Annotated in this window: 11 protein-coding genes and 1 pseudogene; 8 read left to right on the top strand and 4 right to left on the bottom strand. The window is 73.0% G+C overall.

From position 1 onward, the window contains the following. The 4 genes and pseudogenes from AB0F11_RS32125 to AB0F11_RS32110 form a co-directional block, all read left to right on the top strand. Positions 1–697 (top strand): annotated as a pseudogene (locus tag AB0F11_RS32125) (hypothetical protein); the annotation flags it as partial. A 74-nt stretch (positions 698–771) separates the two neighbouring features. Continuing rightward, positions 772–4,794 (top strand): hypothetical protein, encoded by a 4,023-nt coding sequence (locus AB0F11_RS32120; protein WP_362181360.1) that lies wholly within the window; start codon positions 772–774, stop codon positions 4,792–4,794. 6 nt (positions 4,795–4,800) lie between these two features. Next, positions 4,801–5,976: a trypsin-like peptidase domain-containing protein gene (locus tag AB0F11_RS32115; protein WP_362181357.1), complete on the top strand. Its 1,176-nt coding sequence runs from the start codon at positions 4,801–4,803 to the stop codon at positions 5,974–5,976. Between the two features lie 24 nt (positions 5,977–6,000). Further along, entirely contained in the window at positions 6,001–7,056 is a 1,056-nt protein-coding gene (locus AB0F11_RS32110) for a serine protease (RefSeq protein WP_362181354.1), read from the top strand. 3 nt (positions 7,057–7,059) lie between these two features. On the opposite strand, the gene AB0F11_RS32105 is transcribed toward AB0F11_RS32110, so the two are convergent. Together AB0F11_RS32105 and AB0F11_RS32100 are read right to left on the bottom strand one after the other, a co-directional pair. Further along, entirely contained in the window at positions 7,060–7,425 is a 366-nt protein-coding gene (locus tag AB0F11_RS32105; protein ID WP_362181351.1) for a hypothetical protein, read from the bottom strand. Between the two features lie 316 nt (positions 7,426–7,741). Beyond that, complete coding sequence (locus AB0F11_RS32100) at positions 7,742–8,662, bottom strand: MurR/RpiR family transcriptional regulator (protein WP_362181348.1); 921 nt, start codon at positions 8,660–8,662, stop codon at positions 7,742–7,744. Between the two features lie 248 nt (positions 8,663–8,910). Here AB0F11_RS32100 and AB0F11_RS32095 point away from each other — a divergent pair, with 248 nt between their 5' ends. Next, entirely contained in the window at positions 8,911–9,756 is an 846-nt protein-coding gene (locus AB0F11_RS32095; protein WP_362181346.1) for a PP2C family protein-serine/threonine phosphatase, read from the top strand. 56 nt (positions 9,757–9,812) lie between these two features. Further along, a complete protein-coding gene (locus tag AB0F11_RS32090; protein WP_362181343.1) occupies positions 9,813–10,790 on the top strand; it encodes an MASE1 domain-containing protein in 978 nt (325 codons plus the stop codon). A gap of 162 nt (positions 10,791–10,952) precedes the next feature. Here the strand turns inward: AB0F11_RS32090 and AB0F11_RS32085 are convergent, their stop codons facing one another. After that, entirely contained in the window at positions 10,953–11,600 is a 648-nt protein-coding gene (locus AB0F11_RS32085; RefSeq protein WP_362181340.1) for an RDD family protein, read from the bottom strand. Positions 11,601–11,909: 309 nt separating this feature from the next. On the opposite strand from AB0F11_RS32085, the gene AB0F11_RS32080 reads away from it, so the two are divergent. After that, positions 11,910–13,553 carry a phospholipase D-like domain-containing protein gene (locus AB0F11_RS32080; RefSeq protein WP_362181338.1) on the top strand — a complete coding sequence of 548 codons (1,644 nt, stop codon included), beginning with the start codon at positions 11,910–11,912 and terminating at the stop codon, positions 13,551–13,553. An 85-nt stretch (positions 13,554–13,638) separates the two neighbouring features. Here AB0F11_RS32080 and AB0F11_RS32075 read toward each other — a convergent pair whose 3' ends face one another. Then, entirely contained in the window at positions 13,639–14,139 is a 501-nt protein-coding gene (locus AB0F11_RS32075; RefSeq protein WP_362181335.1) for a hypothetical protein, read from the bottom strand. A gap of 340 nt (positions 14,140–14,479) precedes the next feature. Between AB0F11_RS32075 and AB0F11_RS32070 the strand changes: the two genes are divergently transcribed. Beyond that, positions 14,480–15,706, top strand: coding sequence for a cytochrome P450 (locus AB0F11_RS32070; RefSeq protein ID WP_362181333.1), 1,227 nt, complete (start codon positions 14,480–14,482; stop codon positions 15,704–15,706). Positions 15,707–15,776 lie beyond the last annotated feature (70 nt).

Raw genomic sequence — 15,776 nt, 5'->3', positions numbered from 1 at the left:
GGCGGCCGGCGGCGGGGCCGGGCCCGGGCGCGGTGGCGATGGGGAGGGCGAGGCCGCGACGCCGCCCGATGCGTCCCTGGTCGTCTGGCTGCGGGACATGACCTACCTCGCCGACGCGCTCGCCGAGGCCGGCGAGGCACCGCCGCCGGCGGGCGCCGCTCCGGAGGCGCTGCCGCTGCCCGGCCCCGCCCGTACCTCCGTCTTCCGGCTGCTGGTCAAGCACACCTTCAAGGACGTCTACGCCTACTCCTTCGGCGGGGCCGGTCAGGCCATCCGGGACGTGGTCCGCCGGGCGTGCGACGAGCTGCTGGCGGGCGCCGGCGCCGCCGGTCCGCTCGTCGTCATCGGCCACAGCCTCGGCAGCATCGCCGCGTACGAACAGCTGAGGGAGGAGCAGCGCGAGGTGGGCCTCCTGGTGACCATCGGCTCGCCCCTGGGGGTCCGCGAGGTGCAGGACGTCCTGGACGAGCCGCCCGCGGTCCCGGCGGGAGTGGCCGCCTGGCGCAACGCCTCCGATGCGCGGGACCTCGTCGCGCTGGACCACACCCTGCGGCCGGAGTACGCGCCGGTCCGCCTCGTCTCGGACCACCTGGTCGTCAACAGCAGCGGCAACCACCACGGGGCCCTGGAGTACCTGGCGACCGGCCCGGTCCGGGAGCCCGTCCGCGGCCTGTTCGGTGGCCTTGCAGTCGGGTGAACCAGGTGAAACCATGACAGGTATCACCAATCGATCCCTCTGCCGCCCCTCGAAGGCGGCGGGACAGGTGCGCCATGCCGCTCGCCGAAACGGAGTGGGTTCTGGTCACCGCATGGGTCCGGGACTACCTCCTCAACACCGCCGACCCCTACGGCCGGCTCCGGGGGGCCGGATACCCCCCGGAGTTCATCGGCGGGCTCCGGTTGACGAACGTGAGCGGGGAGAACGCCGCCAGCCTGGTCAGGGCCGTGCGCAGGACGATCGTTTCGCAGTTGTACCTCATCGACCTCCTGCTCACCCTCGACCGGTTGACCGTTCAGGAGAACTTCGAGGCGGAGCTCAAGGGCTACCGGGCCAGGCTCGAAGAGGACGAGCAGGTGCACGTCGTCACCGGGGACCACTTCCTCACCAGCGTGCTGCGGAACGGCACCGAGGTCTTCATCGACCGTGCCGACCTGCGTGAACGGCTGAAGGAGTTGGTCGCCGACCCCGAGAAGACCGTGCTGGTCGTCGACGGGGAGCCCGACAGCGGCCGCTCGTACACCTACCAACTCATCCGGTACCTCGGCCAGCACTGCGCGTTCCGCCCGGTCCGCGTGAAGCTGTCGCGTACGACGACCGCCGCACAGCTGATCCGGCAGATCGCCGAACGGGTCGACCGCGACACCTCCTCTCCGTTGAACCCCACACAGTTGAACGATCCACTGTGGTCGGTCGACGAGGCCGTGCAGAACGTCGTCGCCCGGGCGACGGCCGTACCGGAGCGGTTCTGGATCGTCCTCGACGACTGCGACGCCCTCGACGCCAACTCCGACGTGTGGGACTGCATCGGCCAGCTCGCCCAGGCCGTCTACGAGTACGCCCCGGCCCCGCACGAGACCCCGCCCCAGCTCGTCCTGCTCGGCTACGGGCCCACCATGCCCCAGCTGCCGTACGACATCCGCAAGAACGTGCTCCGGGACACCGCACACGCCGTCGGGCCCGACGAGCTGCGCGCCTTCTTCCTGGACTTCTTCACCAGCGCGCCGGTGCTCCAGGACGCGGACACCCTCACGGCGCGCGTGGACCTCGCCGTCGAAGCGGTCCTGGACATGGCGAAGGCCCCGGGGGACGACTCGTACATGAGCCGGCTCCGCATGGCGGCCGAGACCACCGTGCGCACCTTCGGCTCCCTGAACCCCGGGGAGGACTTCGCCCCACGGCTGCACCAGGCGCTGCGCACCGTCGGGGGCCCGCAGGCGCCGCCGCCCGTGGCGGAAGCCCGCAGGGCCTACCGGGAAGCCGCCTGCCTGCTCACCCGCTTCGACCCGGCGGGCCTGAAGCTGCCCGGCGAGCGGGAGGCCGAGGGCGGGGCGCAGCTGGCGCTCGTCCACGACAGCACGGCCCTCGCCCTGCCTCCCGAAGCGGTCTGGGCCCTCAAGGACGAGGTCCGCCGTGAAGCACTGCGCGGTCTCACCGGCCCCGACGCCGCCCGGCGCGCCCTGGAGGCCAACCTCGACCAGGTCCCCGAAGACCCCGGACCGGAACGGATCGTCCTCGACCACCTCTGCGGCAAGCCGCCGGCCCCGCTGGAGGAGCAGGACGTCGACACCCTCACCGCCACCCTCCAGGCGGCGCTGTGGCTCTCGCTGATCCCGGGTGCGACCGGATTCCCCGCCCCCGAGCACGTCCAGGAGCAGCTGGAGCGGGCACGGCTGCTCCAGCCGCTCCGCCGCCTGGTGCAGGACACCTTCTGCGGCCGCGCCGCCGCGCTGGACGCGCTGCGGTCGTACGTCCTCGGCCAGGACGGCCCGGTCCGCCGGCCGCCGCTGGTGGTCCACGGGGTCGGCGGGATCGGCAAGACGACCCTGCTCGCCAAGTTCCTCCTGGACAGCACCGACGGCCCGGCCGGATCCCCGTTCTCCTTCCCCTTCGCCTACATCGACTTCGACCGGCCCACCCTCTCGGTCCACGAGCCGGCCACCCTGATCGCCGAGATGGCCCGCCAGCTCGCCGTCCAGTACCCCGGCCACCGAGGCGCGTTCGAGGCGCTGGCCAGCGAGTGCGAGGAGACGGCCCGCACCCAGCGGGACGAGCAGAACACCCTCGACGACAGGCACGAGCCGTCCACCGTCCGCGCACAGGACGGGCGCACGGCAGCCGAACGGTTCCAGGCCGTGGCCCGCGAACGGGAGAGCGTCCTCGTCCGGCGGGTCGCGCAGCTCCTCGTGGAGGCGGCGGGACCGGCGGACGGCGACGGCCCGCTGCTGGTGGTGGCCATCGACTCGTTCGAGACGGCCCAGTACCGCGCGAGCATCGCGATCGGCCGGCTGTGGTCCCTGTGGACCTCCCTCCAGGAGGCCTGCCCGCGGCTGCGGTTCATCGTCGCCGGACGCGCCCCGGTCGACCACCCGGCGCGGGCCGCCGACCTGCGCACCATCGCACTCGGCGAGCTCGAACCCGACGCCGCCGTGGGGCTCCTGACGGCGTGCGGAGTCCCGGACGCCGCCGTGGCCCGTACGCTCGCCGAGCGGGTCGGCGGGCACCCGCTCAGCCTGAAGCTCGCGGCCCGGGCCGCCGCGGCCGTGGCCGCCGAGGCCGTGTCGCTGAGCGAACTGGTCGAGAGCCTGCCCGCCCGGCGGCGGGACTTCGACCGACAGGTCGACCAGATGCTCGTCCAGGGCACCCTGTACGACCGGATCCTCAAGCACATCCCCGACGACGCGGTACGGGCCCTCGCCCAGGCGGGGTTGGCCCTGCGCACCATCACCCCCGGCCTGGTCAAAGAGGTCCTCGCCAGGCCGTGCGGGCTGCGGGTCGACTCCCAGGCCCAGGCCCGGCGCCTCTTCGAGCGGCTGGCCCGGCTCGACCTCACCGAGCCGGCCGGCCCCGACGCCGTACGCCACGCCGGCGATCTGCGGTCCATCATGCTGCGCCTGGCGGACACCGCACGCACCGGCCTGATGCGGTCCGTCGCGGAGCGCGCCGTGCAGTACTACGCCGCCCGCGGCGGCGTGGACGACCGAGCCGAGGAGATCTACCACCGGCTGCGCCTGAACGAGAACCCGCGGGCCGTGGAGGAGCGCTGGCAGGCCGGCGTCGAGCGCCACCTCGGCGACGCCGCCGCGGACATGGCACCCCGCTCTGCCGCTTTCCTGGTCGGTCGCCTGGGCGGTCACATCTCCGACCGGACCCTGCGGGGAGCCGACCCGGAGGACTGGCAGCGCATCATCGCCCACGAGGTCGAGGACCTGCTGGCGCAGGGCTACATCGACGAGGCCGCCGCCCGGCTGGACGCCCGCCCGCCCTGGACACCGGGCAGCCGTCTGTACTCCCTGCAGGTCGCGACCATGTGGCGCGGCGGACGCCGGGCGGAGGCGAGGGAGCGGGCGCAGGAAGCCGTGGAGCGCGCGCAGGAGGCGGGTGAGGCCGAGGCACAGCTCGACCTGCTGATGCTCTCCGCGGAGCTGGCGGAGGAGGACGGCGACCTGGAGGAGGCCGGGCGCGACCTCGCCGCGGCACAGGGCGTCGCCACCGCGCTCGGCCGGCCCTTCGATGCGGTGGAGGCCCAGCTCCGCCGGGCCCGGCTCACCCCGGTCCGCGAGGCGCGGTCGGAGCTCGACCACGGCCTCGCGGCCATGCTGCGGCAGCTGTCCGACGAGGCGCTGCGCCAACGGCCGGACCTCGTGCGGGACGCCGCGGCCGAGGCGGCCCGCCAGGACCCGGCCGCCCTGGACCGCGTCCTGCAGGCCGTGGGACTGCCTGAGGCCGTCGACGCGGTCGCGGACACCCTCGGGGAGGCGATCGACGGGGCCGCGCAGGAGCAGCCCGAACTGCGCCCGGCCCTGGAGGAGATCCTGGCGGAGGCCGCCGGCCGCGTACCGCCCCCGACCGCGCTGGGGCCTGCGCCGGCGCCGCCGCTGCGGGCGGCCGATGTCCTGCGGGAGGCCCGCGGCCGCGACAGCCTCCTCGCCCTCGCCCGGCGGCTGCTCGTGCTGCGCGACCCGAGCGGCCTGCTGGTGGCCGGTGTGGCGGCGGCGACCACCCCGGACGCCCCCGGTCCGACGCCGCGCCGACCCCGGCGCACAGCGGAAAGGAACGGCCCGCAAGCGGCCTGAGCAGGCATGAGCGACCCGTATCTGCCGAGGGAAGACATCATCCAGGTCAAGGACGCCGCCTTGGAGGCGGGCCTGGCCGACCCCGCGGCCCGCCGGCTGCTCCTCGACGGCATCCTGCCCAAGTACGCGGGGGTGCTGCCGCTGGTCGACGCCCCCGCCATGCAGGTGAACTCGGACCTGAACGAGATGAACCGCGTGGAGCGGCTGGTCGACGGCTCGGTCCCGCTGGAGATCTGGCTGCGCAACGCCGTCGCCCAGACGGCCGAGGCCGGCCCCCTCGCCGTCTTCCAGCGCGCCCTGGACCGGGTGGCCCGGGACGCGGCCGGCGAGCCCGACGTACCGGTGGCGCCGCCGCCGGTGGGGGAGACCAAGGAGGAGATCGTCTTCCTGGACGACACCGTGCCCTTCGAGTTCCTGCAGCGCGGGTTCCTCTCGGGCGCCTCGGTGGCCCGGCTCAAGGTCACCCCGTACCAGGGGGGCGCCCCGCTCCAGCCGAACGGCTACCCGCACGCCGGAACCGGCTGGCTCATCGCCCCCGGCCTGCTGATCACCAACCACCACGTGGTCTACGCCCGCACCCGCACCGCCGGCGACCGGGGCACCGTGGACCCGGCCGACCTCCAGCTCCAGGCGCAGAACTCCCGCTCCCGCTTCGACTACGGAGCCGACGAGACGGAGACCGAGGAGGTCACCCCCGCCGGCCTGCTCGCCTGGGACGAGGAACTCGACTACGCGGTCATGCGGATCGCCGACCAGTCGCCGCGGCCCGCCCTGCGGGTGGCCACCGAGCCGCTGCAGGCCGCGCTGGCCCAGCCGGTGCCGGTCAACATCATCCAGCACCCGGGTGGCCAGCCCAAGCGCGTCGCCCTGCGCAACAACCTGGTCCTGGACGCGGACGACAAGGACCTGCGCTACTTCAGCGACACCCGCGGCGGCTCCTCCGGCTCGCCCGTCTTCACCGACGACTGGACGGTGGTCGCGCTGCACCGCGGGACACGCCGGGTGGAGAAGGAGGCCGAGGGGGGCATCGTCTTCCAGGGCCGGACCGAGGGGTTCGTCAACCTCGGCACCCAGATGAGCAGCGTCATGCGGCACCTCGCGGAGCACAGCCCCGAGGTCCACGCCGAGATCGCGGCGGCGCAGGCCGCGCTCGGCGGCCCGAACGGCGCGCCGGGGCAGTGAGCCGGGGCAGTGAGAGGAGGAGCGATGGGCAGCCGATCACCCGTGGCGACCCGGCCCGAGGAGGTCTTCCGGGACCTCGGCGAGGTCGCCGCACGCGTACGCCAGGGCCTGAGGGCGGACGACGACGTCGAGGAGTCCTTCCAGGAGCTCCCGCCGGACGCTCAGATCGGCGCCTTCGCCCGGAAGGAGCGGGCGAAGGTGCTGGCGGCCGGCGCCCGCGGGCTGGAGAAGATCGCGGCCGGCCGCGAGGACGAGGTGGAGGACGACGAGTACTTCGGCGTCGAGGCGATCGTCCTGCTCGAGGGCAGGCCCGCCATCGTCATCCAGGGCCAGGACTTCCCCTCGCAGCAGGGTGACTGGGCCGTCCTCGACGGCCAGCGGGCCGGCATCCGGGAGTCGATCGCCCGCGTCGGCCGCGTCGACGTCACCGGGCACGCCCGGCTGGACTGGGTGGGCACCGCGTTCCTCGTCGCCCCCGACGTGGTGATGACCAACCGCCACGTGGCCGTCGAGTTCGCCCGTGAGGACGGAGCGGGCTGGACCTTCCAGCCGGGGGTGACCGCCCGCCTGGACCTGGCCGAGGAGCTGTCCGCCGTTCCCGGCGACGCCTCGTTCGAGTACGCGGTCACCGGGGTGGTCGGGATCCACCCCGAGGCCGACCTCGCCCTGCTGCGTGTGGACACCTCCGGCACGGGCGGCCGCGCGCCTGTGACCCCGCTGGCGGTGGCGGCCGATCCGCCCGGCGACGTGCCCGGGCGGCCCGTGTACGTGATCGGCTACCCGGCGGAGGACGGCCGCCGCAACGAACCTGAGGCCATGCGCAGGATCTTCATGGACGTCTACAACGTCAAGCGCCTCCAGCCGGGTACGACGACCGGGCTGCTCCCCGACACGCTCACCGTCAAGCACGACTGCTCGACGCTGGGCGGGAACAGCGGCTCACCCGTCTTCGACCTGGCCGACCACCGCGTCCTCGGCCTGCACTACGGGGGCCGGTACGGGTTCGGGAACTACGCGGTGCCGCTCTGGGAGCTGGTGGACGACCCGCTGCTCGACCGCGCGGGCGTCAACTGGGTCTGACCGTCAGCCGGCGCGCAGGGCGTCGCCGACGAGCCGGACCGCGCGGGAGAGGCGGCCGAGCTGCTGGAGCTCCACGGCGTACATGCGGATCGAGTTCTCGATGACGGTCTCGGCCACGCCCATCGACGGCAGCTCGGCCCGGCTGGTCTCCAGCGCCACCCGCACGGCGCGCATCTCGTGCTGCAGCTGCAGCTGCGCGTGCCGGGCGAGCAGGACGGGGCTGCGGGTCAGCGTGGAGTACGCGCCGTAGCGGGCCGGGAGCAGGTCCCGGAGCCACCGCATGGCCGTGCGTTCCCAGTCGTGCGTGCCGGGGGCCTTGACCTGGCAGGGCCAGTCCGGGCTGAGCGTGGGGGAGAGCGTCTGGCTCATTCTCGTCGCTTCCGAGTGGTGTCGAACTCTGATCGAGACATGGTGGGCGGCCCCGGTCCAGGGGTTGACCGGGGCCGCCGGGAGCGCTCTGGTGGATCCTCATGCCGGGGACCGGCACCCGGGCGGGACGTGAGGAGGAGTCGTCCCGCCCGGGTATCTGTTCCGGGAGAGCGTAGGGGTCGCTCTCCTTGGCGCTTGCTGGATCCGGCGCGCTGCTCAGTAAACATATATACCGTCGAGTAAACAAGAGAATGAAAAATTACATACGCCTCGACGGCGTGAAAGTGGACGGCCTCGTACCGGTTGAAATCCGGACCTAGAGGAAGAATCCGTGCTGGTCCGCTACCTGCTCGTAACCTTCGAGCCGTGCCTGCGTACGCTCCGGGTCCGCATCCGCCATCGCCTGGAGCAGGGCGGCCGACAGCACACCCGGCGCCGCGTAGGAGTCGAACACCAGCCGCGCCCCCGTCCCGGCCGCCAGCGTCACGTCCGCCTCCTCCACCAGCGGCCCCAGCGCGGAATCCGTGATCAGGGCGATCTTCAGACCGGTGTGCCGGGCCGCCCGCAGCGCCGACAGGGTCTCCTTGGCGTGCCGGGGCATGGCGAACGCCAACGCCCACGTCCCGCCGGCCTCCCGCGACTGCAGCAGCGCGTCGTAGGCCACGCTCCCGCCCCGCGTCACCAGCCGTACGTCCGGGTGGATGCGCCGGGCCGCGTACGCGAAGTACTCCGCCAGCGACACCGAGATCCGCAGGCCGAGCACCGTCAGCGGCACCGACCGGGCCAGCTCGCGGCCGATGTCCAGCACCTGGTTGGTGTCGGCCAGCAGCCTGCGCACGCTCTCCAGGTTCTCGATCTCGGCGTCCACCGCCGCCTGGAGCTCGTTGCGCCGGTACTGCTCACGGCTCTCCGGGGAGCCCGCGACCGCGCTCAGCGCCATCGGCTGCAGGGCGTCGCGCAGGGCCGGATAGCCGCTGAAGCCCAGGGCGGTCGCGAAGCGCGTCACCGACGGCTGGCTGACCCCCACCCGCTCCGCGAGCTCGGTGATCGACAGGAACGCCGCCTCGGTGAGGTGGTCGACCAGGTACTGGGCGATGCGCCGCTGGCCGGGGGAGAGCCGGTGGCCGTCGAACAGGGCGCGGACCCGGTCGCCCGGAGCACGCCCGTGGTCCGGCGCCTGCCCGGTCGTCGGCGTGATCGCAGCCGCCTGGGCGCGTTCCTGCTGCCCCGATGACACCGGTGGCCTCCCTCTCGCGTCACTCTTCCTCCAACATAGCTCACGCCCTGTGGTCGGCCGCCAGGTCGGCGGTGTCCTGACCGACCCGTGAGACGGGGCCCCGGCCCGCAGCTGTCGCGGTCTGCGGACCCCTGGAAATATGATGGGCCGGGCACTTCGGCGCGCCGCGCCGTGAAGGCCGTGAGCGCCGAGGCGCCGAGAACAGGGGACAAGCGGCCTATGGACGTGGAGGCACCCGGGAGCGGTCCGTGAACCCGCGCCGTGCACCGCGCCGCACCCCGCGTTCGGTCAGCGCGGACGACCTGCTGAGCACCCTGGGGCGGCTCACCGCCCGGGCGCGGGCGGGCGCCGAACACCAGCTGGCCCGCGTCGAGCTCGCCGAGGCCCTCCAGCGCGAGATGCTGCCCGCCTCACTGCCCTCCCTGCCGGGGCTGCGCACCGCGGCGCGCTACTCGCCCGCCCGCCACGGCCTCGACATCGGGGGCGACTGGTACGACGGCTTCCGGCTGGCCGAAGGCGCCCTCGCGTTCTCCATCGGCGACGTCCAGGGGCACGACGTGGAGGCCGCCGCCTTCATGGGGCAGGTCAGGATCGGGCTGCGCGCGGTCGGCTCGGTCGTCGCGGACCCCGGCGAGGTGCTCAGCAAGACCAACGACGTCCTGCTCTCGACGGGACCCGAACTCTTCGCCACCTGCAGCCTGCTCCGCTTCGACCCCGGGACCTGGGAGCTGCACAGCGCCCGGGCCGGCCACATACCCACCGTGTGGGCCACGGTCGACGGCCGCTACGGGATGACCGAGGACGAGGGCGGCCTGCCGCTTGGCATGCTCCCCGGCGCCGAATACCCCGTCACCCGCCGCCGTCTGGACCGGGCGGGCTCCATCGTCCTGCTCACCGACGGGGTCGTCGAAGGGCCGTCCTTCCCCATCGACGTGGGCCTCGAACGCGTCGTCGAGGTGGTGCGGGAGGCGGCGGGCGCCGACCCGGACGAACTCGCCGCCGAGGTGATGAAGGTGGCCGACTCCACCGGCCACGCGGACGACGCCGCCGTGCTCGTCATCAGCCACGACGCGGGCGGACCCGCATCCGGCTAGCGCGTGTCACACCCGCCCCGGGGCTGCGGTTGTTGTCTGATGCTGTGGTGCGCACCGTGGAATGGCGACGTCTCCTCGCAGACACCCTCCGGATCCTCGCCGTCGCGGCCGCCTACTACGCCACCGGACGGATCGGCCTCCAGCTGCGCGTCATCGTCGGGGGAGCCGAGGTCACCCCGCTGTGGGCACCCACCGGGATCGCCGTCGCCGCCCTGCTGTGGTGGGGCCTGCGGGTGTGGCCCGGCATCACCCTCGGCGCGTACCTCTCCATCGAGCACATCAGCACCTTCCAGCCCGCAGACCTCGGGCTCCTCGTCGGCAACACCCTGGCCCCCGTGTGCGCGTACCTGATGCTCCGCCGGGTGGGCTTCCGCCCCGAGATGGACCGGCTGCGGGACGGGCTGGCCCTGGTCTTCCTGGGCGGGCTGCTGCCGATGCTGATCAGCGCCACCATCGGCGCCGCGACGCTCGAGGCCACCGGCGACCTGCCGCCGGACCAGTTCTGGTCGGTGTGGGCGGCGTGGTGGACCGGCGATGCGATGGGCGTGCTCCTGGTGACCCCGGTGCTGCTCGTCCTGCCGCGGCTGCGCAGGCCCGAGGACCCGCTCCGGGCGGCCGAGGCGGCGGCGCTGTTCGCGGGCTGCGCGGCCGTCACCGTCTTCGCCGCCCGCAGCTCCCTGTCGCTGCTCTTCCTGGTCTTCCCGATGCTGATCTGGGTGGCGGTGCGCTTCCAGCACTCCGTGGGGGCTCCGTGCGCGCTGCTGGTGTCCGTCCTCGCCATCTGGGCGGCCATCGACCAGGCCGGGCCCTTCGCCCGGCACAGCCTGTTCGACGTCATGGTCAACCTCCAGGGCCTGAACGGATCGGCCGCGCTGACCGTGCTGCTGCTGTCCGCGCTGGTCACCGAGCAGAACAACATCCGCCTGAAGATCGAGCAGTTGTGCGACGAGCTCGCCGAGGTGGTCGACCGGCTCGCCCCCGGCCGGCCGGACGAACAGGGGGAGGGCCGGGGGAGGAGCGAGGGGGGAGGGTGAGGTGAGGCTGAGGGAGGACGGCGGGGGCGGTCGGCGGACGGGGCGTCAGTGGCCGGGCCCGGCACGCCCGTTCGCGAGGCGCGCACGGCCCCGGGCCGTAAAACGGGTCCACCCGGCAGCGCGGGGGGCGCTGCCGGGTGGAGGTGCGGGGGAGGGGCGGCCTCAGCCCTTGGGGACCTGGATGACGACGGTGCTGCACACCTTGTCGGCGAAGGTCTGCTTCTTGTCGTCCCACAGCGGCCACAGCCAGCCGATGTAGCAGGGGATGCCGTCGAGGATGTGGGCCAGCTTGCGGACGAACGCCATGCCGAAGCCGAGGACGTTGCCGTCGGCCTCGCGGCGCAGGCTGATGCCGACGATCTTCTTGCCGGTCGTCTGGCCGGTGGAGCCTTCCTTGTACAGCTGGAAGAAGCCCATGCCGATCGCGTACACCACGCCGATCATGAAGAAGACGCCCGGCTCGTCCGGGTTGTCACCGGTGGCGAGGTCGATGAAGCCGAGCAGGTACATCGGCACGACGGTGATCAGGACGTCGAGCAGGTACGCGCCGAAGCGCTGGCCCCAGTGGGCGAGCGGCGGCATTCCGGCGCCCGGCATGCCCGGCATGCCCGGCATGCCCGGGGCGGGGTAGCCGCCGTACGGGGCCGCCGGCGGCTGCTGGGGGTAGCCGTACTGCGGGGCGGCCTGCGGGGGCTGCTGCTGCGGGTAGCCGTACTGCGGGGGGACACCCTGGGGGGCCTGCTGCGGGTAACCGGGCTGACCCTGCGGGGGCTGCTGGCCGTACGGGTTGTTCGGGTCGCCGAAGCTCATGTGGCGAAATCTCTCCGGTGTCGGAAACGGGGACGATGCGGAACCGAGCGGAGAAACGACACCATGTGACCGGTTTGCCCCCCTGAGCTGCCGCGATGTTGCGGGCTCATCGTGGTCGGTCGATCGACCGCTTGTCCAATCCTCGCCCCTGCGTGGACGGTGCGGCCGCCTGCGCAGAGGACCGGCAGGGGGTGGCCGGATTCGGTTCCTTCGGGCGCCGACTCCGGTGACTGGGTGGTAACTTCCGCGAGTTGATCTTGCCTGCGGTCTCGATGCCGCGACGGCGATCCCTCGTTCAAGGAAGTCATATTGCACCGCCATTTCCTTCACCGCCCCTCCGCACTCGTCACCCGCGCAGCGGCCTCGGCCGCGCTGCTGGCCCTGTTCTCCGCCGTCCCGGCCGCGGCCGCGACGGGCGCCGGCGCCACCGGGACACCCCACCTCGACACGGTCGAGCAGTCGCTGCGCCAGGTGTCCCCCGGCCTCGAAGGCCAGGTGTGGGAGCGCACGGCCGGCAACACGCTCGACGCCTCGGCCCCGGGCGGCGGCGACTGGCTGCTGCAGACGCCCGGTTGCTGGGGTGACGACACCTGCGCCGCGCGGCCCGGTACGCAGCGCCTGCTGGGGAAGATGACGGAGAACATCTCCCGGGCCACCCGGACCGTCGACATATCGACCCTCGCGCCCTTCCCCAACGGCGCGTTCCAGGATGCGGTCGTGGCGGGTCTGAAGTCCTCCGCGGGGCGCGGGAACAAGCTCAAGGTGCGCATCCTCGTCGGCGCCGCGCCGGTCTACCACCTGAACGTGGTGCCGTCGAAGTACCGCGACGAGCTGGTGGCCAAGCTGGGTCCGGACGCCGCGAACATCGACCTCAACGTCGCCTCCATGACCACCTCCAAGACCGCGTTCTCCTGGAACCACTCCAAGCTCCTGGTGGTGGACGGCCAGTCCGTGATCACCGGCGGCATCAACGGCTGGAAGGACGACTACCTGGAGACCGCCCACCCGGTCGCCGACGTCGACCTCGCGCTGCGCGGTCCGGCCGCCGCCTCCGCGGGCAAGTACCTCGACGAACTGTGGTCCTGGACCTGCCAGAACAAGGGCAACATCGCCAGCGTCTGGTTCGCCTCCTCCAACGGCGCCGGCTGCATGCCCTCGATGGCCAAGGACAACGCCCCCTCGGCGTCCGCGGCGAGCCCGGCGAACGCGGGCGGGGTGCAGGCCATCGCCGTCGGCGGCCTCGGCGTCGGCATCAAGCGCAACGACCCCGCCTCCCCCTTCCGGCCGACCCTCCCGAGCGCGCCCGACACCAAGTGCGTCGTCGGCCTGCACGACAACACCAACGCCGACCGGGACTACGACACCGTCAACCCGGAGGAGAGCGCGCTGCGGACGCTGATCTCCAGCGCCACCTCGCACATCGAGATCTCCCAGCAGGACATGAACGCGACCTGCCCGCCGCTGCCCCGTTATGACATCCGCGTCTACGACGCCCTCGCCGCGAAGATCGCCGGCGGTGTGAAGGTGCGCATCGTCGTCAGCGACCCGGCCAACCGCGGCGCCGTCGGCAGCGGCGGCTACTCGCAGATCAAGTCGCTGTCGGAGATCAGCGACACCCTCCGCGACCGCCTCGCCCTCGTGACCGGCGACCAGGGCACGGCGAAGGCCGCGATGTGCTCGAACCTCCAGCTGGCCACGTTCCGCAGCTCGCAGAGCCCGAAGTGGGCCGACGGCCGTCCGTACGCCCAGCACCACAAGGTGGTCTCGGTGGACGACTCGGCCTTCTACATCGGCTCGAAGAACCTCTACCCGGCGTGGCTCCAGGACTTCGGCTACGTGGTGGAGGATCCGGCCGCGGCCGTGCAGCTGAAGGACCAGCTGCTGGCCCCGCAGTGGCAGTACTCCCGGGCGACCGCGACGGTCGACCACGAGCGCGGCCTCTGCCAGGGCTGAACCGGCTCCGCGCCTGACCGCCCGACCGCCTGACCGCCCGGTCCGTACGTGTCATACGGACCGGGCGGTCGGCGGATGGGGGGCCTCAGTGGAAGAGCATGGAGGCGTCGCCGGCCGCCGTGGTCACCGAGCCGGGGCACAGGAAGCTGCCGGAGACCTTGGTGGCGGTGAACGCCTGGTTGACGTACTTGCGGGTGGAGGCGTCACGGTTCCACGCGATGTTCGTCGCCTTGAATCGGCAGCTGATGAAGGACTGCTTGCCGGTGATGTCGATGACGTCCGTCTTCGCCGTGCCGGCGGCGTCGTCGAAGGTGAAGACGGGGTTGTTGTTGAGGGTGGCGGTGATGCCGCCGCCGCAGCTCAGGTTGCCGCCGGGCGCGTTGATGGTCGTGCGGTCGACGCTCAGCGTGCTCGGGGGGCTGGCGCTGGTCCGTGCGTTGGTCCAGGTGCAGGTGTTGCCGGCGACCACGATGACGCCGTCGAGCTGTTGGTCGGCCGCGGGTCCCAGGGCGCTCGCCGGCACCGCACCGCCGACGAGCAGCGCGGCGGCCATGGCGGCCGTGCCCGTCCAGGTCGAAATCCTCATGCTGTCGCTCCTCTTCGCCACGTCCTCGTGGGGTGTGTGAGCACGGCACGGGGGCCGCGCCGGCGTGCACCCGGCCGGCGGAGGCGGTTTCCGTCGTCCGGCCGGGGGAGAGGGTTCTGCGTTTCGCCAGGGAAGGTCCCACGAGGACCATGAAATGTCAGGGCCATGCCAAGAGAATGGCCGGATGGCTCCCGGTGGCGTGATTCCGGCGGCCCGTACGGCGGCCCGTACGGCGGCCCGTGAGGCCACCCGAACGGGCGCGCGTACGACCGCCCGAACGGTGCCGGCCATCGCCCGTGCATCATGGGGCAATCGACCCGTGAGGACACCCAGGACACCCATGAACCGGCACCCCGACACCGCACAACTCCCGCGCCCCTTCGACGAATCGTTCGCGGCCGACCCGCACGCGCTCTACGCCCGGCTGCGCGCCGCCGGATCGGTGCACCGCATCGCCCTGCCCGACGGCTCGCCCGTCTGGCTCGTCACCCATGAGGCGGACGTGCGCGCCGGGCTCAACGATCCGCGGCTCTCGGTCAACAAGCGGCACTCCACCACCGGCTTCAGCGGCTTCTCCCTGCCGCCCGCCCTCGACAGCAACCTCCTCAACATCGACCCCGAGGACCACCTGCGCCTGCGCCGCCTGGTCTCCAAGGGCTTCACCCCCCGCCACGTCGAAATGCTGGGCGACGCCGTACGGGCCTGTGCCCGCGACCTCGCCGCCCGCCTCGAAAAGGCGATCGCCGACGACGGCGAGGCCGACCTCGTCGCCGCGTACGCCCACCCCCTGCCCCTGCGGGTCATCGGCGCACTGCTGCACATACCCGACGCCGACCAGGAGCGGTTCGCCGGCTGGATCTCCACCATGCTCGCGCCCCGCTCCCGCGAGGAGCTGGGCGCGGCCGTGGGGTCGGTCCACCGGTTCCTCGTCGACCTCGTGGCCGAGCGGCGCGCCCGCCCGGGCGACGACGTGCTCTCCGACCTGATCGCGGCCCGCGACGAGGACGACCGGCTGACCGAGGACGAGCTGGTCTCCCTCGCCTTCCTGATCCTGATGGCGGGCAGCGAGACCGTCCAACACGTCATCAGCGCCGGCGCCCTCACCCTGATGACCCACCCCGAGCAGCTGGCCGCCCTGCGAGCGGACCCCGCGCTGCTGCCCGCCGCCGTCGAGGAACTGCTGCGCCACACCTCGTCCAACCAGACCGCGGTCCGCCGCTTCCCGACCGAGCCCGTCGAGATCGGCGGCGTACGGATCCCGCCCGGCGACACCGTCCTGTTCTGCCTGGCCTCCGCGCACCGCGACCCGGCCCGCTACCCCGACCCCGACCGCTTCGACCTCGCCCGTGCGGACAAGGCCCATCTCGCGCTCGGCCACGGCCTGCACTACTGCCTGGGCGCCCCGCTGGCCCGCCTGCAACTCACCATCGCACTGGGCACCCTCCTCGACGTGCTGCCCGCGCTCCGTCCGGCCCGGCCGGTCGACGAGCTCCCCTGGGCCGCCACGTTCCGCTTCCACGCGCTGCGGGCCCTGCCGGTCACCACCGCGACCGCCGGGACCCCGTAGCCGAGCGGGGGAGGCGGGCTCCCCGATGGCGGACGGCGGGGCCGCGTCCGGATGCGGCCCCGCCGCCGGG

This window comes from Streptomyces sp. NPDC032472 (assembly GCF_040636955.1).
In the GTDB taxonomy this organism is placed as follows: Bacteria; Actinomycetota; Actinomycetes; order Streptomycetales; family Streptomycetaceae; genus Streptomyces.
This window is presented reverse-complemented; position numbering and strand designations above follow the sequence as displayed.